Below are 19,747 nucleotides of genomic sequence, written 5' to 3'. Positions count from 1 at the left end.
ACTGGCGGGTTGCTCGACGCCACCGGTCAAACAACCCGACAGCCAGCGGCCTGGGCATCCCCGTTTGGGTGGTTCACCCCTCAGATTGCCCGTCTGCCTCTTGGATACGAGCGGGGAAGGGGCAAGGGCAGGGGTTAACCACCCAAACGCACCGGCCGAACCAGGCCGGGCCGGACCACCCGCAGCGGCCGCACCTCGACCACTGGACATTTGGACAGGTAGTGCACCAGTGAGACGGTGTACACGCGGGGCGCGTTCACGCTCAACCGCACTACCCGACCACCACACACGTCCTGTCCAACTGTCCACCAGCGCCACCTCCCCGAGCGACGACGGGCCGCCGCTCGCAGCACTGCGCCCCACGCCCTCGATCGCGAAGAGCCGGTTTCTCGCGTATTGCGCGAGGGGCCCTCCACTCTTGCGTCGGGACCCCGGGAAAGCTATCGTTGTGTATTTGTATCGGACAACAAAAAAGAAGCCCTCTCGGGCTTCTAAGTTCAGATTATCAAATACTCCGGGATTGTGCAAGAGATCATTTGGGGGCAGGGGTGCTGGAGCAGGAAGTTGCTGCTGAGCAAGGGAAAGTGACCGCGATGTACGAGCGGCTCGACGTGCTGCGCGAACAGGCTCGTGGCGAACTCGGCCGCGTACAGGTCGAGGAAACGACCGAGACCGAGCAGGCCTGGTCGGAACGCGAGTCGTTCACGAGACTGTTCTCCGGACGATTCTCCCAATTGTCGTCGGTGGAACGTGGATTGTGCTTCGGCCGGATCGACGAGACGACCGGCGACCGGTTCCACATCGGGCGGATCGGGCTGTTCGACGACGACTACAACCCGCTGCTCATCGACTGGCGGACGCCGGTCGCGCAGGTGTTCTACCGGGCCACGACGGTGCAGCCGCTCGGCGTGAAGCGCCGCCGCCACATCCGTTTGCACGGCCGTACCGTGGTCGGCGTCGACGACGACCTGCTGGATGTCGGCGCGCTCGGCGACGGCGAACGCGGCACGTTGATCGGCGAGGCGGCGCTGTTCGCGTCGCTCGGTGCCGGCCGCACCGGCCGGATGAACGAGATCGTCGCGACGATCCAGTCCGAGCAGGACGAGATCATCCGGTCCGGTCTGCCCGGTGTGCTGGTGGTTCAGGGCGGTCCGGGGACCGGCAAGACGGTCGTCGCACTGCACCGGGCGGCCTACCTGCTCTACACCTATCGCGAGCAGCTAGGGCGCAGCGGCGTACTCGTCGTCGGTCCGAACCCCACCTTCCTGCGCTACATCGACCAGGTCCTCCCCTCGCTCGGCGAGAACGACGTCACGCTCGCCACAGTCAGCGAGCTGTTTCCCGGCGTGACGGCTACCGCGCCGGAGTCGGCCGAAGCCGCGCGGATCAAGGGCGAGCTGGCGATGGCCGACGTGATCGCGGAGGGAATCGCCGGCTTCCGGGTCGTGCCGACCGAGCCGGTCCGGCTCAAGGTGAACTCCGAGGAGCTGGTGCTGCGACCGGACGCGGTACGGAAGGCGCAGCGCGGCGCCCTGAAGGCGCAGCACCTGCACAACCGCGCACGGCCGATCTTCGTCCGCCGGATCATCAAGACCCTCGCGAGCCAGATCATCGAGCGCATCGGCCGGCAGTACCTCGGCGACGCCGACATCGAGGACCTCGAGCAGGACCTCTTCACCGACGATCAGGTCCTGGAACTGCTCGACCGCCTCTGGCCGGAGCTGACACCACAGCTGCTCGTCTCGGTCCTGTTCTCGTCGGACGAGCGCCTCGCAACCGCCGCGCCGTACCTGACCGGCGCCGAGCGCTCCGCCGTACTGCGCCCGCTCGCGACCGGCTGGACTCCGTCGGACGCCGCGCTGCTCGACGAGGCGGCCGAGTTGCTCGGCGAGACCGCGGCGGTCGTCGTCGGGCGCAAACAGCAGGCCGGGGACGACGCTGCCGCCGAGGAGGCCAACCGGGCGTACGCGAGCGGCGTGGTCGACATCGAGCTGACCGCCGAGCGGATCGAGGTCATGCCGTGGGAGATCGAGCAGTTCCGCGACCTGATCGCCCAGCGCACCCAGCAGCTCGCCAACCCGGTCGACGACAGCGAGCGGTCCTACGACCGTACGTCGGTGTTCGGGCATGTGATCGTCGACGAGGCGCAGGAGTTGTCCGCGATGGACTGGCGGATGCTGATGCGCCGAGCTCCGCGCCGCTCCATGACGCTCGTCGGCGACATCGCCCAGACCGGCTCCGCGGCCGGCGTACGGTCCTGGGCCGAGCTCCTCGACCACTACGCCCCGCGCCGCTGGCGTACCGCCGAGCTCACGGTCAACTACCGCACCCCGACCGAGATCATGGCCGTCGCCGGCCACATCCTCGCGGCCATCGACCCGACCCTGCAGCCGCCGACCTCCGTCCGCGACACCGGCACCGCCCCGTACATCGACCCCGTTCCGGCCTCCGTACTGATCGACGCCGTCCGGGCCGCGATCAGGACCGAACGCGCCGCGATCGGCGACGGCCGCGTGGCCGTCATCGTCCCCACCTCCCGCTACGACGAGTTCGCCGCCGCCCTACCAGAAGTTGCCCACAGCCACGACCCGGCGGTCCTCGACGGCGCCGTCGCCCTCCTCGACGTACCCCAGTCCAAAGGCCTCGAATTCGACGCCGTAGTGATCGCCGACCCCGCCACCATCACCACCACCTCCGACCACGGCCTCTCCGACCTCTACGTAGCCACAACCCGAGCCACCAAACGCCTAACCATCCTCGGCAACCTCCCCGAGGTCCTCACCCAGGAATGACCCGCTCGCCACCGGTTTGCTGGGTGGCGGACCAGGTGGCTAGGAGTTTGAAGGCGTCTGTGGTGGGGCTGGTGGCTGGGGCGGTGTAGACGATCAGGGTGAGGCCGGGGTCGGAGGGGAACTCCATGGCTTCGAAGTCGATCTCGAGGTTGCCGACGACCGGGTGGTGGAGTTTCTTGCGGCCGGAGCGGTGGAAGCGGACGTTGTGATCGGCCCAGCGGGAGCGGAAGGTCTCGCTCTGGGTGGACAGTTCGCCGATCAGGTCGCTGAGCGTCTTGTCGTGCGGGGTGCGGCCGGCCTGGAGGCGCAGTACGGCGGCGATGTCGTCGGCCGCTCGTTCCCAGTCGACGAAAAAGTCCTGCGAGGCCGGGTCGAGGAACGTGAAGCGGGCGGTGTTGGCGGGGCGGCGCGGGTCGGCGAACATCTGCGCGTACAGCGCCTGTGACAGCTGGTTCGCCGCGAGGATGTCGAGGTTGGCGTTGCGGATCCAGGCCGGCGAGTCGGTGATCGCCTCCAGTATCTGCTGCAGCGCCGGACGGACACCCTTGGCCGCTGGGCGTCGGCGTACGGGTGCCGGACCGCACTTGCGGGCAAGCGCATGCAGGTGGTCACGTTCGGCGTCGTCGAGCTGCAATGCGCGGGCGAGTGCCTCCAGGACGTTCTCGGACGCGCCGGCGAGGTTCCCGCGTTCCATCCGTACGTAGTAGTCAACCGACACGCCAGCCAGCAGCGCGACCTCTTCGCGGCGTAGACCCTTCACACGCCGGTTGCCGCCGTACGCCGGGAGCCCGGCCTGCTCGGGCGTGAGCCGAGCGCGCCGGGAGCTCAGGAACTCCTTGATCTCCGCGCGGTCGTCCATGTCCTCCAGCCTACGGAACCCGAAACCCCCGAGGGAGGCACTGGCGTTACCTGGAACGACAGGCACTGCCACGCCGGGCCGCCAGACCCTTCACTGGAGTCATGCGAGCGACTTACATGTACGGCCCCGGAGATGTCCGCGTCATCGACGTACCAGATCCGGTGCTCCAGCAACCAACAGACGCCGTGGTACGAGTGGTCCGCTCCTGTATCTGCGGCAGCGACCTGCACCCGTACCACAACCTGCCGGCGACGCCCGGCGGCAAGACCATGGGACACGAGTTCATCGGCGTCGTGGAGGACGTCGGCCGCGAGGTCCGCACGCTCCGGAAGGGCGACTTCGTGATCGCACCGTTCGCCTGGTCGGACGGAACCTGCGATTTCTGCCGGGAGGATGTGCAGACATCCTGCCGGCACGGCGGGTTCTGGAACGCGAACGGCGTCGGCGGATGCCAGGCGGAGGCGGTGCGCGTACCGCAGGCGGACGGCACGCTGGTCAAGGTGGAAGGCGGTGCGGATCCCGCACTGCTGCCCTCGTTGCTCACGCTGTCGGACGTGTACGGCACCGGGTACCACGCGGCGCTCAAGGGCGGCGTGTCCGCGCGGACCACGGTCACGGTGATCGGCGACGGGGCCGTCGGCCTGCTCGCCGTCCTCGCGGCGAAGCAGTTCGGTGCCGAGCGCATCATTCTGATGGGCCGGCACAAGGACCGTACTGATCTCGGAGTGGAGTTCGGTGCGACTGAGGTGGTGGCGGAGCGCGGCCCCGAGGGCATCGCGAAGGTCCGCGAACTCACGGGCGGCGACGGTACGCATGTCGTACTCGAGGCGGTCGGCCATCTGCCGGCGTACGAACAGGCGCTCGGTGTGGTTCGTCCGGGCGGGGTGATCAGCCGCGTCGGCGTACCGCAGTACGACGAGGCGCCGATCGGCTTCGGCACGCTCTTCCTGCCGAACATCACCCTCACCGGCGGGCCGGCGCCGGCGCGCGCGTACATCGAGCGCCTGCTTCCTGCCGTCCTCGACGGAACCGTCAACCCTGGCAAGGTCTTCGACCGTACGATCGCGCTCGACGACGCACCGGGCGGCTACCGCGCGATGGACGAGCGGACCGCCCTGAAGGTCCTGATCGCCTCGTGACGCGATGCGGCTACCGGGCGGGGTGGGTGGCCCGGTAGCCGCGGTTCCTCAACCCGCGAGGGCGATCGTGGTGGTCGCCTTGTCGAGGACCTTGGTCAGGACGGCCCGGTCCTTCGAACGCCCGCCGACAGTCAGCTCCACGTTCGCCTCGGACATCCCCCACTGGGCGACGTACCGGGTGGCGACCCAACGGGTCGTCGAACCGCTCCGGTAGGTGTAGACCAGCGTCGTGACGGTGAGCGGGCCTTGGCCGTTCGCCGACTTCATCGTGGTGGTCGTCTTCCGGCTCAGGATCTTCAGTCCGCGGGTGCCTTTGAGAGCAGCCTGCTTGTGCTTCGCGGCGGCGGCCGGGCTCAGGCCGCGCAGGTTCACCCGGACCCGGATCATCCGCGGCGCCGTACGGTCCGCGAACCGGTACTCGAACGTGGCCAGCCGGATCGCGCGCCAGGACTTCGGCAGCACCGCCGACGCGGAACAGCCGTAGTCCGGGTAACAACTGAAGTACCGTCGCGCGAACGCCGGCGACGACTGTGCAGTGCTCGCGGTACCAACCGCGACGTACTTGGCCGAACTGTCGACGGCGGCGTCCGCCGGCAGCGCCCCTGACAACACCAGCCCGGCGGCCGCCACGACCGCGAGACCAACTCCCCAGCGCTTCATCTCGCTCCCCCTTGCTCCGGTGTTTCCCCTGCTGATGAGACGCCCGGTGCGGGGTGTTGGTTGGGGGGTGCGATGATCGTCGGGTTGTGAAGCGTCGGTTACCGAGGGTGAGATCGATGAGTCAATGTGTAAATTCTGTAACGAGGAGACTCCCGGAAAGCTCTCTCCTGACGTAATCTGCCCAACCATGCACAGAGGCGAGCGACGGGCCAAACGACCGAATGTCGTCTGGTCGGTGTTCGTGTTCCTGGTGACCAGCGCGGTGGCCGGCGCCCTCGCCGCGGGGCTCGCGCTCCCGTTCGCCGGGCTGGCCGGTGTCACCACGGCGAAGGCGCACGAGACGGTCCAGTACCTGCCCCAGGACCTGGAGACCGCGCCCCTGGCGCAGAAGACGATCATCCAGGACACCGACGGCCACACCATCGCCACGCTGTACCAGCAGAACCGCACGCCGGTGACGATCAAGCAGATCAGCCCGATGATGCTGAAGGCGATCGTCGCGATCGAGGACGACCGCTTCTACGAGCACGGCGCGCTGGACTTCAAGGGCACGCTCCGCGCGCTGCTGCGCAATCAGTCCTCCGGCGGCGTCCAGCAGGGCGGCTCGAGCATCACCCAGCAGTACGTGAAGCTGAGCCTGATCAACAAGGCCCGGACGCCCGAAGAGGTCAAGGAAGCGACCGCCGAGACGTACGAGCGGAAGATCGCCGAACTGCGCTACGCGATCGCGGTCGAGAAGGAGCTCCCGAAGACGGAGATCCTGAACCGCTACCTGAACCTGGCCTTCTTCGGCGACCGTTCGTACGGCGTCGACGCCGCGGCCCAGCACTACTTCGGTGTGCACGCCAGCAAGCTGACGCTCCCGCAGGCCGCGATGCTGGCCGGCCTGGTGAAGAACCCGACCGGCTACGACCCGATCGACAACCCGAAGCGCGCCAAGGCCCGCCGCGACGTCGTCCTGCGCCGGATGCAGGAGCTGAACGTCATCACCGCCAAGCAGGCGCAGGACGCGCTGAAGACGCCGGTTCTGAATCCCGCCAAGGTCAAGGTGATCCCGAGCGGCTGCGCGAACTCGAGGTACCCGTTCTACTGCGAGTACGTCGTGTCGAGGCTGAAGGCCAACAACGCCTTCGGCAAGACGACCGAGGAACGCGAGAACTACATCGAGACTGCCGGCCTGGTGATCAGGACCTCGCTCGACCAGAAGGTGCAGGCGGCCGCCGAGACGTCGATCAAGCAACACTCGAAGCCCACCGACGACGTGGTCTCTGCCGTCACGCTGGTAGAGCCCGGCACCGGCCTGGTGAAGGCGATGGCGCAGAGCCGTCCGTACGGCGCGAAGAAGGGGCAGACGGCGTACAACTTCAACGTCGAGAAGTCCTACCCCGGTGGTTTCGGCGGCTTCCAGAACGGGTCGACGATGAAGGCGTTCACGATCGCCGCGGCGATCGCGAAGGGCGTGCCGACGACGTACCGGATCCGGTCGCCGCAGACCATCGACCTCAGCGGCAAGACCTTCGAGACCTGCAAGGGCCCGACCTCGGCCGACAACTACGTCCCGAAGAACTCGACGCACACGGTCCTCGACCCGTCGATGGTGGACGCGGCCCGGGCCTCGACCAACACCTACTTCCTGCAGCTCTCGCAGCAGATCGGCCTCTGCCCGATCGCGACCATCGCCGGCCAGCTCGGCATGTACGACACCCAGCAGCTGAAGCCGCTGAAGCAGGTCGTGTCGTACACGCTCGGTTCGGCCGGTCTGGTGACGCCGATGATGCTGTCCAACGCGTACGCGACGTTCGCCGCCCGCGGCATGTACTGCAGCCCGGTGGTGATCACGTCCGTCAAGTCGCTGAAGACCGGCAAGTCAATCCCGACTCCCGGTCCGAAGTGTCACCGCGTGCTGTCCCCGGGCGTCGCGGACGGCGTCAACTACGTGCTGCAGCAGGTGATGGCCAAGGGCGGCACCGGTGCGAAGCTGAAGTTCGGCAAGAGCGACCTAGCCGGCAAGACCGGTACCACCGACGAGAACAAGGCGGTTTGGTTCGCCGGTTACTCGACAGGTCTCGCCGCCGCCGCCGTCGTCGCCGACGCCGACCCGCCCGCAGAGAACATGATCAACCAGACGTTCGACGGCAAGACGCTCAAGGACGCTTCCGGTTCCGGCACCGCGGGCCCGATCTGGGAGTCCGCGATGCAGTTGGCGTTGCAGGGCAAGCCGTCGACCAAGTTCGTGAAGGCCGACGACAAGATCATCCGCGGCAACGTGAAGGACCTGCCGTACCTGAAGGGCATGACGCCCGCGGACGCGGCTGCCAAGCTGATCTCGATGGGCTTCAAGGCGCAGATGGACCACGGCGACCGGGTCGACTCCGACGCCCCCGACGGTACGGTCGCGTGGACCAACCCGCGCCAGGAGGACGGCGCACCGGCCGGCGCAACGGTTCTGCTGTACATCTCCAACGGCAGCAAGGCCAAGCCCACCACGCCGCCTCCGGTCACCCCTCCCCCGGTGACCCCACCGGTGATCCCGCCCCCGGCAACCATCAAGCCCCCGCCGAACTTCCCCACCTGCCCACCAACCGATCCGAACTTCCCGAAATGCAGACGCCGGTAACACCTGCCCGTTGAGGTTATCCACAGGTTCGATCTCGACACCCCACGGACGCGTCGCGGCTCCCTAGACTTCCGGACATGAAGCGTCTGGGGCTCCGCGTCACTCTCCTCTGTTCGGCCGTACTCCTGTCCGGCTGTACGTCCTCCTCGCCGGGCACGGGTCAGCTCACCACCGATCGACCCGTCGCGCGGCCGGTCGACTTCAAGGCTCCGAGCACGCCTCAGGCCGCGGAGAAGGGCGCTCCGGTCGGCGACCGGACGGACCAGAGTCTGCATGCGGTCGCCGCCAGGGGCCACCGAGTCGTTGCCGCCGGCGTCGACCAGTCCGACAACCTCGGCCGGGCGCTGTTCCTGACCAGTGACGACGCCGGCCGGACCTGGACCCGCCGGGCCCTGGAGAAGGAGTCGATCGAGCGGTCCTCGACCTCCGAAGCCGTGACCGATCTGGCCGCCGGGCCGGCCGGGTTCGTTGCCATCGGCGACGGTCTCTCGGGAAGGGTGCTCTGGCACAGTGCCGACGGTACGAAGTGGCAGCGGCTCGCGAGGGACAAGAAGGTGTTCCTCGACTCCGACTATCTGAGTGCGATCACCGCGACCGCCGACGGATTCGCGATCGCCGGCAGCAACAGCCGCGGCACCGGGCGACTCGTCTACTGGCGATCCGCCGACGGTGCGAAATGGACTCGTACCGACGGCCCGCCCATCGGGCTCTCGCCGACCGCGGCCGGCGAACCGTCCGTCTCGGCGATTGTTGCCTCCGGCAAGACGGTCGTGATCAGCGGCGAGCTGTCCACACCCTCGAACCCGAAGCAGAGCAACCGCCTGCAGTACTGGTACTCCATCGACGGCGGCCGCAAGTTCCGTGCCGCTGCGGTGCGCGGCGACCTCGCGACCGACTACCGGGTCTACAACAATGCGCTGGCCGTCGGCGACGGCAAGTTCGTCGCTCTGGCCCAGGGCAATGGGTTCGACGAGGTCAAGGGATCCTGGGACGGCGTTGTGGTCGAGGGCGGCGCGACCGGCGCGTCCTGGCAGGTCGCCGCGACTCCATGGACCCTCGGCTCGGCGTTCGACGACAGCCCGACCAGCCTGGTGAAGGCCGGCGAGGACTGGGTCGCGACGACCGACGTGACCTCGGCGACGGTCGACGCGTCGGTAGCCGTCGGACCTACCTGGGCACAGTTCGCGGACGCCACCGACGCGGACAGCCAGCACGCCCGCGGCGACCAGCGGATCCTCGACTCCGTTGCTGTCGGCAACGACGTGGTGATGGTCGGTACGAACGACCGCACCGGTTCCACCGAGCCGGCCGTCTGGCGCTACTCCGAATCGCGCGTTACACCGGTCACGCTCCCCGCTGACGCCTCCGCCGGCCGCGCGTCCTCGTACGTCCAAACACTCGTGCGCGCGGGTGACGCAGTAGTCGCCGTCGGCGATGTGTCCAGTGCACCAAGCGCCTGGACGCGCTCCGGCGCGGACTGGCAGGCGACCACGCTGCCCGGCCGGAAGAACGGCGTGCAGGCCGAGGTGGCCGACTCGACGGCGGCACCCGACGGCCGGGTCGTGGCCGTCGGTCAGAAGGACGTGCCGTTCGGGTCGCGGGCCGCGGTGTGGATCCGGGCGAAAAACGGGCAGTGGTCCGAGCCGGACTCCCCGGTACTGGGTGTCGGCGCCCGATCTCCGTACGGCGGACCCGATGCACAGGCGGTCGCCGCGGGACCGGGCGGAATCGTCGTCGTGGGCCAGCGTCACGACGGTGACGCTCATTACGACGCCTGGTCGGCCTTCTCGAAGGACGGCAAGACCTGGGTCGAGGGTGTCGGCGGCAAGGTGCTTCCGGCGGACCCGGCGAGTGACACCCGGAGGACCCGGGCGGCGAACCTGCGCAGCGCGACCTCGGACGCAGCCTGGATGACCACGGTGCTCGCGGTCGGCTCCCGGTTCGTGGCCGGCGGCGATCGCGGTGACGGCTCGCCGGCGGTCTGGCTCTCACCGAACGGGAGCGACTGGAAGACCGTCGTGAAACTCCCGCTCGCGAAGGGCATGCACTCGGCCAGTGTCTCCACGCTGGGACGCACCGGGAACACCCTCGTCGCCGTCGGGCAGTACGAGCGGACGGACGGGGACGGCGAAGGCGGTTGGGTCAGCTGGACCTCCAAGAACGGCGGGCTGACCTGGAGCGCGGCCCACATCGCCGTACCGATTCATGCGTCGACCTGGAGCCTTGTGACCGTTCCGAACGGGATCCTCGCGCTCGGGCAGACCGGCGACGAGGACGTCGACGCGGCCGCGTGGTTCAGCGCCGACGGCCACACCTGGAAGCCGGTTCCGATACCGGGCGATCGGGTGCGGGGTCCGGGGCGGCAGGGCATGGTTTCGGCGGTCGTCGACGGTGCGAAGTTGCTGGCCGTCGCCTACGACACACCGCCCGCCGGAGGTGGGTACTACGCCCTGGAGATGGACCTCCCGAAATAGTGGTGGCGGGGCGTCATTAGGCTTGGGGCAACACCAAGTACTTGTGAAAGGACTCCTCGTGAGTGTCGATGAGCTGACTGCCCAGGCCGAGCGTGCGCGCCAGGATTACGAAACGCTGGTGGCGAAGGGGCTCAAGCTGGATCTGACGCGCGGGAAGCCGTCGCCCAAGCAGCTGGACGCGGCGAACGGGGTGCTCGGGCTGAGCGGCGACCCGGTGGCCGCCGACGGCACCGACCTGCGCAACTACGGCGGGCTCAACGGTCTGCCCGAGGTGCGGGCGATCTTCGCCGAGGACCTCCAGGTCCCGGTCGACCAGCTGCTCGCCGCCGGGAACTCGAGCCTCGAGCTGATGCACGACGCGGTCGTGTACGCGCTGCTCGGCAAGGTGCCGGGCGCCGAGACCCGCTGGGCCGACGTCGAGGGGCTCGCGTTCCTCTGCCCGGTCCCGGGCTACGACCGGCACTTCGGGATCTGCGAGCGGTACGGGATCAAGATGATCCCGGTGCCGATGACCGCCGAGGGCCCGGACATGGACGTGGTCGAGCGCCTGGTCGCCGAGGACGCCGCGATCAAGGGCATCTGGTGCGTGCCGAAGTACAGCAACCCGGACGGCACGGTGTACTCCGACGAGACCGTCCGGCGACTGGCCGCGATGGAGACCGCCGCGCCGGACTTCCGGATCTTCTGGGACAACGCGTACGCCGTGCACCACCTGACGGACTCCCCCGCACCGCTGGCCGACGTGCTCGCGCTCTGCGCCGAGAACGGACACCCGGACCGGGCGTTCGTGTTCGGGTCGAGCTCGAAGATCACCTTCGCCGGCGCCGGTGTCGCGTTCTTCGGGTCGTCCCCGGACAACATCAAGTGGTGGCTGAGCCACACGGTGAAGCGGAGCATCGGGCCGGACAAGATCAACCAGCTCCGGCACGTGCAGTTCCTCCGCGACGCCGACGGGCTGCGCGAGCACATGCGGACGCTGGCCGCGCTGATCCGGCCGAAGTTCGACGCCGTCGACAAGATCCTCACCGCCGAGCTCGGCGGCACCGGGCTCGCGACGTGGACCGCCCCCGCCGGTGGGTACTTCGTCAGCCTGGAGGTGCCCGAGGGCTGCGCCCGCGCCGTGGTCGCGAAGGCCAAGGCGGCCGGGATCGCGATCACCCCGGCCGGCGCCACCCACCCGTACGGCGACGACCCGACCGACCAGGTCATCCGGATCGCCCCGACGTACCCGGAGCTGCCCGAGGTCGAGGCCGCGATCACCGGCCTCGCGACCTGCGTGCGGCTCGTGGCGAGTGAGAAGCTGCTCGCCGATCAGGCCTGAGGCAGTTCGAAGATCAGGCAGTTCGACGTCGCGTGGGCGAGGAGCTTGCCGCGTTCGTCGTACAGGTGGGCCTCGGCGACCGCCGTACGACGACCGCGGCTGATGATCCCGCCCTCGCAGCGCAGCAGCCCGGACGCGACCGTGACCGGCTTGATGAAGCGGGTCATCAGGTCGAGTGACGTGTAGCCGACGCCGGCCGGCAGCGTCGAGTGCACGGTGCAGCCGGCGGCGGTGTCGAGCAACGTCGCGATGACGCCGCCGTGCACGGTGCCGAGCGGGTTGTAGTGGAACTCGGCCGCAGGCATCAGTACGGCGACCTTGCCCTCCTCGACCTCGAACCCGGTGCCGCCGACCAGGTTCAGGATCGGCGGCGCCGGCAGGTCGCCGTCCCGCATCGCCCGCAGCATCTCCAGCCCCGACGAGCGTCCGAGCCGCGCCGCCGTCTGCGCCGGATCGGACCATTCGAACGTCCGGCTCCGGACTCCCTGCTGAGTCTCCGTCATGGACCGAGCCTCACACCACCTGTCTGAGTCTGTCAATGAGACTTAGACCTCCGGAACCCGATCCGTGGGCCCCTGTTCCCTCGCGGCCCAGGATCGCTAGGCTGCCGTGCGGGGAGGAACGAAGTGAGGCTGTTCAACACACCACCGCAGTGGCCGGCACCACCACACCAGGATTGGCGACCGCCGCGACGGTGGCATCCGCCGGCGACCTGGCCGGCCGCACCGGCACGCTGGGCGTTCTGGGTCGACGAAGACGGACACTCGGTCCGCGGGCCGATCGGACGGTACGGCGGTCCGCGCCGGATGACCGCGCTCGCGATGGTCGTCGTCCCGGTCGCGTTGATCGTGACACTGCTGCTGTACCCGTTCGGCGGCAGCCAGACCACGAGCACCGCGCCGGAGTTCCAGCCGACCGCACCACGGCCGGCAACGCACACCACAGCACCGAGCGCGCTCAAGACCACTCAGGCGACCGCACCACGGACCACGCCGGTCACCCACGCGCCGGCGCTCCGGACGGAGCGACCAACACGGCAGACGGTCCGCACGCCGACGCCGCTCCCGCCACCACCATCGCCGATCAGCGCCGTCACGTCGACGCAACCGACCCCGTCAGCATCGACGTCCCAGGCTGCCGTACGGGCGACACCGACCGTCTACAAGAACTGCGCCGAGGTCCGCGCGGCAGGCAAGGCGCCGCTGCACCGCGGCGACCCCGGCTACTCGTCGGCGCTGGACCGCAACGGTGACGGCGAGGCCTGCGGTGACCGCGGCAACTCCTGACGAAGTCCCTCGTTCCACAGCTCCTCCGTCTGGCTGACCCAGAACGCCGCGAACAGCAGGATCAGTACGGCCTCGATCCCCAGCACGGCATGCTCCCAGCCGAACAGCTTCTTCCAGGCGACCATCAGCAGCGGGACGACGACCATCGCGATCGCGATCACCGAGTACCGGTTGGCGGGTGAGCGCGGGTCCGCGTGCTTGCGCCGGTACTGCTCGGCGTTCACCAGTACGACCACGACGATGCACGCGAACATCACGATCGCGGCCGCGTAGTGCGCGTGCCCGATGAACCCGGACCGGTCGACGAGGAACCATGCCAGCCCGCCGCCGAAGATCAGCACCGCGACACCGAGGCCGACGACGTACAGCGGCGTCCACCCGGCCGGCTGCCGGCGCCGGTCCCGGACGATGAAGAACGCGGTCAGCAGCAGGCACGGTACGCCGACCACGAACAGCGCCAGCATGTTGTTCGCGACGTTCGCCGCCGCATCGCCGAGCACCACCGGGACCGAGTGGCAGCGGCCCTGCCCCGGCGTCGGCACCAGCGCGACGGCCGGGGCGAGGATGCCGGCCACGTTGAGCAGGATGTCCTCGGTCTCGGTATTGCCCTTCAGCACCACCATGCAGACGCCGATGGTGATCAGCGCGCCGACGAAGATCGCCCGGACCGGCGTGTAGTAGTACGCGCTGATCGAGGTCTGCAGGCAGCGCGGATCGGTCTTCGCCCACTCGATCAGCACGGCGACGCCGAGCAGCACGATCATCGCCACCATCGCCATCCGCAGGTAGCGGTAGGTCTTGATCGAGTAGCTCATCCTCGGTCCCTCCGCGAGCCGGTGCGGAGTCAGTATGCGCCGTTCAGGGCCGGACCACGAGAGGCCGGTACGCCGCCTGGATGGTGGCCGCGGTCTCCTTGACGGACTCGTCCGGATCCGGAGCGCCGACGCCGTTGTACGTCGTGTAGGAGATCGTCGACGGGCACACCGAGCCGCTGATCTGGATCGTGGTCTTCTTGAGCAGCCGGCCGGTGCGCAGCTCGTACACCTTCACCGGGACCGCGATCTTGTGGAACGTCACGTAGTGCGTGCCGCTGGAACCGATGATGGCTGTGTACGGGCAGGTACGGACCGCCGAGCCCTGCGTCTCCTCGCTGGAGCAGATGACCAGCGCCGAGTTGTCGGCCGTGGTGCCCTTCCACTGCGAGGGCAGCTTCTCGGTGTAGGTGTCGGTGCCGCCGAACACGGCGCGGTTCACCCCGGATCGCAGCCGCGGGGCGAGGCTGAACTTCGCCGGACTGGCGCAGTAGTCGCCGGAGGTGACCAGCTCCCGCACCCTGTCCAGCTCGGCCTTGATCTTCGCCTGCAGGATGGCCTGGTCGGCCTTCTGCACGCCGGCCCGCGCGCGGACCGCCTGCTTGGCCTTCGGATAGCTGTTGATCAGCCGGACATACGTGGCGCGGGCCTGTGGCCAGGAGGCCTTGGCCGCCTGGGTGTCGCCGCAGGCGAGCAGCGCGTTCGGCTCGAGCTTCGGCACGAGCTGTTTCGCGTCGTCGAGGATGTTGCCGGCCGGCTTCCGCGTCCGCAGCCAGTCGATGATCACCAAGGTGCGGCAGGAGTCCTTCAGCGGCAGGCCGTGGATGAACTCGTCCAGGACCGTTCGGACGGTCGGCACCTGATCGGGCGCCACCAGAACCGCGGACAGCCTGGCGAATCCCGCCTGCAGGCCGGCGGTGTCGGCCACCGGCCGGGCCTTACGGATCTTCTCGGCGGCCTCGTCGATCCGGTCGCAGGCCGACACGTCGGTCTTGACGCGACCGCTGCGCGGAGCATCGCCGAGGCGATGCCCGAGGTTGTACTTGGCCTCCGCCGCCCGGACACCCGCACAGTTGCCGGCCTGGCGCGCCGCGATTGCCTCCTTGTCGATCCGCCGTACGTCGTACCGCTCGAAGGCGACGCCGGCGATCACCACCAGCGTGACGACCGCGGCGACCACACGCTTCGGCACACTGGTCGACCGGTACGGGTGCCGCTTGGCCAGCCACCAGCCGTGGAGGGCCTGCAGCAGTGCCCAGCCGGCCAGCCCGAGCTCGTAGCCGGACTTCCGCTCGGAGCACAGCAGGAGGACAAGGATCGTCGTACCGATCAGCCCGACGATGCCGAGGAACACCCGCCGGATCAGGAAGTAGCCCAGACCGAGCAGCGAAAGGTTGCCGATAGCAACGGCAACCGGATCGCGCGGACGCCGGTCCGGGACCTTCGGGGCGGGTCCGGCGTACGGCCGGCCTTGCGGGGGCGGGTACTGCTGATAGCTCATCGGCATCGCTCTCGGTCACGAATCGTCACCAACAGTCTGCCGCTGTGCGGGGCCACCCGCAGGTCGATGGCCGGTTCCTGACATCAGAGCCGGATCGATTTGCGATTCATGAACTCCTCGATGCCGGCCGGGCCGAGTTCGCGGCCGAGGCCGGAGCGCTTGATGCCGCCGAACGGCAGGTCCGCCTGGGAGCCGCCGGCGCGGTTCAGGTACACCATGCCGGCGTCGATGCGATCGGCGACGCGGCGGTTCCGGGCCGGGTCGGTGCCCCACACGGACGCACCCAGACCGAACGGGGTGTCGTTCGCGAGCCGGACCGCGTCGTCCTCGTCGGCGGCCTTGAAGACGATCACGACCGGGCCGAAGATCTCCTCGTAGTACGCGTCCATCGCGGGCGTCACGTCTGTGAGCACCGTGGCCTCGAGAAATGCGCCGGGGGTGATGCGGTGACCGCCCGCGCGCAGGGTCGCGCCTTGCTCGACCGCCTTCGCGACCTGGGCGGCAACCTCGTCCGCGGCCGCGGCGGACGCGAGCGGTGGGAGCTTGGTCGCCGGATCCGCCGGGTCGCCCGGGACGTAGTACTCGGCGACGCGCTTGGTCAGCCGGTCGACGTACTCGTCGTACAGGTCCGCGAGCACGATCATCCGCTTGGGTGCGTTGCAGGACTGGCCGCAGTTGCGCATCCGCGCCGTCGCGGTGGCGTTGACGGTCTCGTCCATGTCGGCGGTGTCGAGGATGATCAGCGGATCGGAGCCGCCGAGTTCGAGCACGGTCTTCTTGAGGTTCTTGCCGGCCTCCGCGGCGACCGAGATCCCGGCCTGCTCACTGCCGGTCAGCGAGACGCCGGCGATCCGTGGGTCGGCGAGGATCCCCGGGATCTGCCGGCTGGACGCGAACGTGTTCACGTAGACGTCTTCCGGTACGCCGGCCGCGTGCAGGATCTCCTCGATCGCGCGCGCCGACCGCGGGCAGATCGAGGCGTGCTTGAGCAGGATCGTGTTGCCGAGCACCAGGTTCGGCGCCACGAACCGCGCGACCTGGTAGCAGGGGAAGTTCCACGGCATGATCCCGAGCAGCGGCCCGATCGGGCCCTTGGTGATGACCGCCTTCCCGCCCGCGATCGGCACCGGCTCGTCCGCGAGCAGCGCCGGCCCGTGCTCCGCGTAGTACCGAAAGATGTCGACGACGATCCCCACCTCGCCGAGCCCCTCGTTGACGCGCTTGCCCATCTCCAGCGTCATCACCGCCGCAAGCTCGTCGGCCCGCTCCTCGAACAGGTCCGCCGCCCGCGCGACGATCCCGGCCCGCTCCCCCACCGACCGTCCCCGCCACTCCGCATAGGCCCCGTCCACCCGCTCGATCGCCGCCCGCACCTCCTCCGCACTCGAGTTGGCCACTTCCTCCACCAGCACACCCGTCGCCGGGTCGGTGACTGAATACACAATTCCTCCATTCCCAGACAACCCCGCCACCATACTGTATACAGTCGACGCCGAACAGGTTGCCGTCCACAGGCTGGTTCGGGGCAGCACGCCGGGAGCTGTTGTCGCGCGAGGTCCCAGGAGGCATGCTCGGGGGATCGATGTTCCGCCCCTTCGTCGATCGGATGCCTGCCCGTGTCTGAGCAACGGAAGATTCGTCGTGTTGTGCGGTTGGTGGCTGTGCTGGCTGCGGTTTCGGTGCCTTCGATGGCGCTGGCGGCACCCGGTGGCTCGGCTCCCCCGGACCCGGTCAATGCGTGGCAGTACCCGCACTGGCCGCAGAAGCAGCCCTGGCAGGAGTCCGGCCCGGATCTGCGGGTCGCCAAGACCGCGTCCAGCGGCCTGCCGGGACCGATCGATCCGCAGAACTGGGAGAACCCGGATCACATGACGTGGGACGACTACGTCAAGCCGCCGGGTACGAACTGGGCCGATCCTGCGGTGCAGGGCTCCGACCGGACCTTCAAGGGCGCGCTCGTGCTGCTCGACTACCCGAACCAGGACTTCGTCGTCACCAAGCCGAAGGGCTCGACGCCGTTCGGCAATCCGAGTGCCGCGGCCAACGGCGTACCGCGGGACCAGGTCGCGTCGTTCTACCACGACTTCCTGAACAAGCCCGAGCCGCTGAACCAAGGCCACACGCTGCACGAATACTGGATGGAGGACTCGGGCGGCCGGTACGGCGTCGATCTCACCGCGTTCGGCCCGTACCGGATGCCGGGCAAGTCGCACGAGTACGGCATGGAGTTCCAGAGCCCCGCGGAATGCCCGGCCGGCGACAACTGCGACCGCGACATCCGGACCGACGGCAAGGCCGCGTGGGTCGCCGACCAGGGTCCCGAGGTGCCGGCCGGCTACGACTTCGTGTTCTTCCTCAGCGCCGGGCAGGACGAGTCGTCCACCTGGCAGGAGTTCGGGATGATGAAGTTCCCGACCAAGGAGGACGTCTCCGACGACTTCGGTCCACCGGACCCGGCGCTGCCGAACTGGTCGGACACCCGGTACGTCGACTGGACGTCGTGGGCGGCCGGCTCGTCGATCTGGCCGAACGCCGGCGGCGGCTCGTCGACGCAGGCGGAGAGCTCCGGGATGGCGGTGTTCGCGCACGAGTTCAGCCACATCCTCGGTATCGGCGACAACTACAACAATCCGTACGGCGTGCCGCCCAGACGCGCGTACACAGGCATCTGGGAGATGCTCAGCCGCGGCAGCTTCAACGGACCGGGCGGACCGCACAGCCGGTGGATGATTCCCGCGACCGGCGGCGCGTCGATGGGCGCGCAACACATGCTGCGCAACAAGATCAAGCTCGAGATGGTCGACGAGCAGAACGTCCTGCGACTCTCCCGCGAGGCACTCGCGACCTCCGGCGTGGTGATCGCGAACGTCAAGGCGCGCAGTGTCGAGCCGGGCGCGCGCGACCTCTCCGGGATCAACATCGAGCTCGGTGGCGCGGGCGATCTCGACACGCCGTGCGATGCCACGAAGGACCCGCTCTGCGACGGCCGCGGGTACCAGAACTACACGGTCGAGGTCGTGGACCGGATGGGTACCGACTCGTTCACGCCCGACGCCGGCGTACTGCTGGCGAAGACCAAGAACCAGGACCGTGCACCCTTCGAGTGGGTCGTCGACGCCAATCCGCAGGACATCAACCTGACCGACTACGTCCTGCCGGACGGTACGAAGGTCCCGATCACGATCGGCGACTACCGGCAGTTGTCCGACGCGCTGTTCCACGCCGGCACCGGGTCCGGTAGCGAGTACGAGTACACCGACTCAGCGAACCGGCTGCACTTCTACATCACCAACGTGCGCCGGGACGCGAAGGGCGTGCTGTCATACACCGTCGCGATCCGCTCCCTCGACGGGGCCGGCCCGCAGAAGCGCGGCGTACGTCTCCTGCCCGCCGTCGCGAAGCCGGGCCGCAACGGCGTTCAGACCTGCACGTTCCGCCTCACCAACACGGGCAATCCCGGTGCGTCGTCCACACAGCCGGAGGACGTCGCGCAGTACGTCAAGGGCGACGTCTACCGCCTGTCCGCCAAGTCCGACGGCTGGCCGATGGCACTCCCCAACGCCCTCGCCACGGCAGACGCCGGCAAGCAGGTCACCGTCCCCGTCTACACCAAGGCCGGCAGCGGCCCACTCGGCAAGATCACTCTGACCGCCACCTCCGAGAGCGACCCCACCAAGTCATCCACCGCCACCTGCATCGCCGTCAAGCACTGACAACAGCGCGCCGGGCGTCCAGCCCAATTGCACGCCCGGCGCGCCCTGCAAGTACTCGACCACCTGATCGAGCGACCAGCCGTGCGCCTCGACGAGACCGGCCGCGATCCAGCGCAGGTACGGGGCTGTGGGCGCGACCGGATCAAGCTCGGCGACCTCCCGGGCGTACGAACCGCCCGGATCGCGCCGCATCTCCTGCGCAGCAACGTCGCCGAGCTGATCCGGGGTGAGCAGATACGCCCGCCCCGCGACCCGGCTCAGCGCGGCCCGGTCGAAGAATGCGGACCCGCCACCCCACACCCGCGAGGCGCCCGCAAAGACCAGTCCGCCCGCCAGCTCAACACCCTCCATCCGCGCGGCATCGCTGCGATCCCGGCAGCCCGGATACACCCGGGCGCCACCAGCCGGCCGACCCCCGGCCAGGTAACACCGGAACCGCCCGAGCGCGAGATTCGATCCATAGGCGACGTACCAGACTCGCTCCATCAATCTCCTCAGACCGGCAATTCATCTTCCGTCGTTCAAACGTTCAGACTAGGGTGCGCTCCGTTGCATTGCTGGTGAATCAGACTC

The 19,747-nt window shown here is 68.7% G+C and carries 14 protein-coding genes; 7 read left to right on the top strand and 7 right to left on the bottom strand.

The genetic code is table 11. The annotated features are described in order from the left end of the window. The first annotated feature begins 593 nt into the window (after positions 1–593). Positions 594–2,792: a HelD family protein gene (locus tag ACGFI6_RS31355; protein ID WP_393124934.1), complete on the top strand. Its 2,199-nt coding sequence runs from the start codon at positions 594–596 to the stop codon at positions 2,790–2,792. Here the strand turns inward: ACGFI6_RS31355 and ACGFI6_RS31350 are convergent. Continuing rightward, the gene (locus tag ACGFI6_RS31350) at positions 2,779–3,651 is read right to left on the bottom strand and encodes a helix-turn-helix transcriptional regulator (protein ID WP_393124932.1); all 873 of its coding nucleotides are present in this window, start codon (positions 3,649–3,651) and stop codon (positions 2,779–2,781) included. The two genes, ACGFI6_RS31355 and ACGFI6_RS31350, sit on opposite strands and share 14 nt — an antisense overlap. A 101-nt stretch (positions 3,652–3,752) precedes the next feature. Between ACGFI6_RS31350 and ACGFI6_RS31345 the strand changes: the two genes are divergently transcribed. After that, positions 3,753–4,790 (top strand): zinc-binding dehydrogenase, encoded by a 1,038-nt coding sequence (locus tag ACGFI6_RS31345; RefSeq protein ID WP_393124930.1) that lies wholly within the window; start codon positions 3,753–3,755, stop codon positions 4,788–4,790. Positions 4,791–4,838: 48 nt separating this feature from the next. Here the strand turns inward: ACGFI6_RS31345 and ACGFI6_RS31340 are convergent, their stop codons facing one another. Further along, positions 4,839–5,450 (bottom strand): hypothetical protein, encoded by a 612-nt coding sequence (locus ACGFI6_RS31340; RefSeq protein ID WP_393124928.1) that lies wholly within the window; start codon positions 5,448–5,450, stop codon positions 4,839–4,841. A gap of 187 nt (positions 5,451–5,637) precedes the next feature. On the opposite strand from ACGFI6_RS31340, the gene ACGFI6_RS31335 reads away from it, so the two are divergent. The 3 genes from ACGFI6_RS31335 (at position 5,638) to ACGFI6_RS31325 (ending at position 11,862) form a co-directional block, all read left to right on the top strand. Next, positions 5,638–8,067: a transglycosylase domain-containing protein gene (locus tag ACGFI6_RS31335; protein WP_393124926.1), complete on the top strand. Its 2,430-nt coding sequence runs from the start codon at positions 5,638–5,640 to the stop codon at positions 8,065–8,067. 77 nt (positions 8,068–8,144) lie between these two features. Then, positions 8,145–10,541 carry a hypothetical protein gene (locus ACGFI6_RS31330; protein ID WP_393124924.1) on the top strand — a complete coding sequence of 799 codons (2,397 nt, stop codon included), beginning with the start codon at positions 8,145–8,147 and terminating at the stop codon, positions 10,539–10,541. A gap of 58 nt (positions 10,542–10,599) precedes the next feature. Next, on the top strand, positions 10,600–11,862 hold the full coding sequence (locus tag ACGFI6_RS31325; RefSeq protein WP_393124922.1) for an aminotransferase class I/II-fold pyridoxal phosphate-dependent enzyme: 1,263 nt from the start codon (positions 10,600–10,602) through the stop codon (positions 11,860–11,862). Here the strand turns inward: ACGFI6_RS31325 and ACGFI6_RS31320 are convergent. After that, positions 11,853–12,365: a PaaI family thioesterase gene (locus ACGFI6_RS31320; RefSeq protein ID WP_393124920.1), complete on the bottom strand. Its 513-nt coding sequence runs from the start codon at positions 12,363–12,365 to the stop codon at positions 11,853–11,855. The genes ACGFI6_RS31325 and ACGFI6_RS31320 overlap by 10 nt on opposite strands. A gap of 123 nt (positions 12,366–12,488) precedes the next feature. Here ACGFI6_RS31320 and ACGFI6_RS31315 point away from each other — a divergent pair, with 123 nt between their 5' ends. Further along, positions 12,489–13,148, top strand: a complete 660-nt coding sequence (locus tag ACGFI6_RS31315; protein WP_393124918.1) for an excalibur calcium-binding domain-containing protein — start codon at positions 12,489–12,491, stop codon at positions 13,146–13,148. Here the strand turns inward: ACGFI6_RS31315 and ACGFI6_RS31310 are convergent. From ACGFI6_RS31310 to ACGFI6_RS31300, 3 genes are all read right to left on the bottom strand, one after another. Further along, the gene (locus ACGFI6_RS31310) at positions 13,085–13,963 is read right to left on the bottom strand and encodes a hypothetical protein (protein WP_393124916.1); all 879 of its coding nucleotides are present in this window, start codon (positions 13,961–13,963) and stop codon (positions 13,085–13,087) included. The two genes, ACGFI6_RS31315 and ACGFI6_RS31310, sit on opposite strands and share 64 nt — an antisense overlap. A gap of 43 nt (positions 13,964–14,006) precedes the next feature. After that, on the bottom strand, positions 14,007–15,461 hold the full coding sequence (locus ACGFI6_RS31305) for a hypothetical protein (protein WP_393124914.1): 1,455 nt from the start codon (positions 15,459–15,461) through the stop codon (positions 14,007–14,009). Positions 15,462–15,544: 83 nt separating this feature from the next. Next, positions 15,545–16,903 carry an NAD-dependent succinate-semialdehyde dehydrogenase gene (locus ACGFI6_RS31300; RefSeq protein WP_393124912.1) on the bottom strand — a complete coding sequence of 453 codons (1,359 nt, stop codon included), beginning with the start codon at positions 16,901–16,903 and terminating at the stop codon, positions 15,545–15,547. Positions 16,904–17,149: 246 nt separating this feature from the next. Here ACGFI6_RS31300 and ACGFI6_RS31295 point away from each other — a divergent pair, with 246 nt between their 5' ends. Next, complete coding sequence (locus ACGFI6_RS31295) at positions 17,150–19,174, top strand: M6 family metalloprotease domain-containing protein (protein WP_393124910.1); 2,025 nt, start codon at positions 17,150–17,152, stop codon at positions 19,172–19,174. On the opposite strand, the gene ACGFI6_RS31290 is transcribed toward ACGFI6_RS31295, so the two are convergent. After that, positions 19,139–19,660: a hypothetical protein gene (locus ACGFI6_RS31290; protein ID WP_393124908.1), complete on the bottom strand. Its 522-nt coding sequence runs from the start codon at positions 19,658–19,660 to the stop codon at positions 19,139–19,141. The genes ACGFI6_RS31295 and ACGFI6_RS31290 overlap by 36 nt on opposite strands. Positions 19,661–19,747: the final 87 nt, after the last annotated feature.

This window comes from Kribbella sp. NPDC048928, from assembly GCF_043197975.1.
GTDB lineage: Bacteria > Actinomycetota > Actinomycetes > Propionibacteriales > Kribbellaceae > Kribbella.
Note: the sequence above shows the minus strand (reverse complement) of the source record. Positions and strands in the feature narration are given on the sequence as shown.

Bases quoted from the DNA above. Each gene is read 5' to 3' on its own strand.
- ACGFI6_RS31345 (WP_393124930.1), top strand. From the start codon at position 3,753: ATGCGAGCGACTTACATGTACGGCCCCGGAGATGTCCGCGTCATCGAC.
- ACGFI6_RS31350 (WP_393124932.1), bottom strand. From the start codon at position 3,651: ATGGACGACCGCGCGGAGATCAAGGAGTTCCTGAGCTCCCGGCGCGCT.
- ACGFI6_RS31340 (WP_393124928.1), bottom strand. From the start codon at position 5,450: ATGAAGCGCTGGGGAGTTGGTCTCGCGGTCGTGGCGGCCGCCGGGCTG.
- ACGFI6_RS31310 (WP_393124916.1), bottom strand. From the start codon at position 13,963: ATGAGCTACTCGATCAAGACCTACCGCTACCTGCGGATGGCGATGGTG.
- ACGFI6_RS31355 (WP_393124934.1), top strand. From the start codon at position 594: ATGTACGAGCGGCTCGACGTGCTGCGCGAACAGGCTCGTGGCGAACTC.
- ACGFI6_RS31330 (WP_393124924.1), top strand. From the start codon at position 8,145: ATGAAGCGTCTGGGGCTCCGCGTCACTCTCCTCTGTTCGGCCGTACTC.
- ACGFI6_RS31305 (WP_393124914.1), bottom strand. From the start codon at position 15,461: ATGAGCTATCAGCAGTACCCGCCCCCGCAAGGCCGGCCGTACGCCGGA.
- ACGFI6_RS31335 (WP_393124926.1), top strand. From the start codon at position 5,638: ATGCACAGAGGCGAGCGACGGGCCAAACGACCGAATGTCGTCTGGTCG.
- ACGFI6_RS31290 (WP_393124908.1), bottom strand. From the start codon at position 19,660: ATGGAGCGAGTCTGGTACGTCGCCTATGGATCGAATCTCGCGCTCGGG.
- ACGFI6_RS31295 (WP_393124910.1), top strand. From the start codon at position 17,150: ATGGCGCTGGCGGCACCCGGTGGCTCGGCTCCCCCGGACCCGGTCAAT.
- ACGFI6_RS31320 (WP_393124920.1), bottom strand. From the start codon at position 12,365: ATGACGGAGACTCAGCAGGGAGTCCGGAGCCGGACGTTCGAATGGTCC.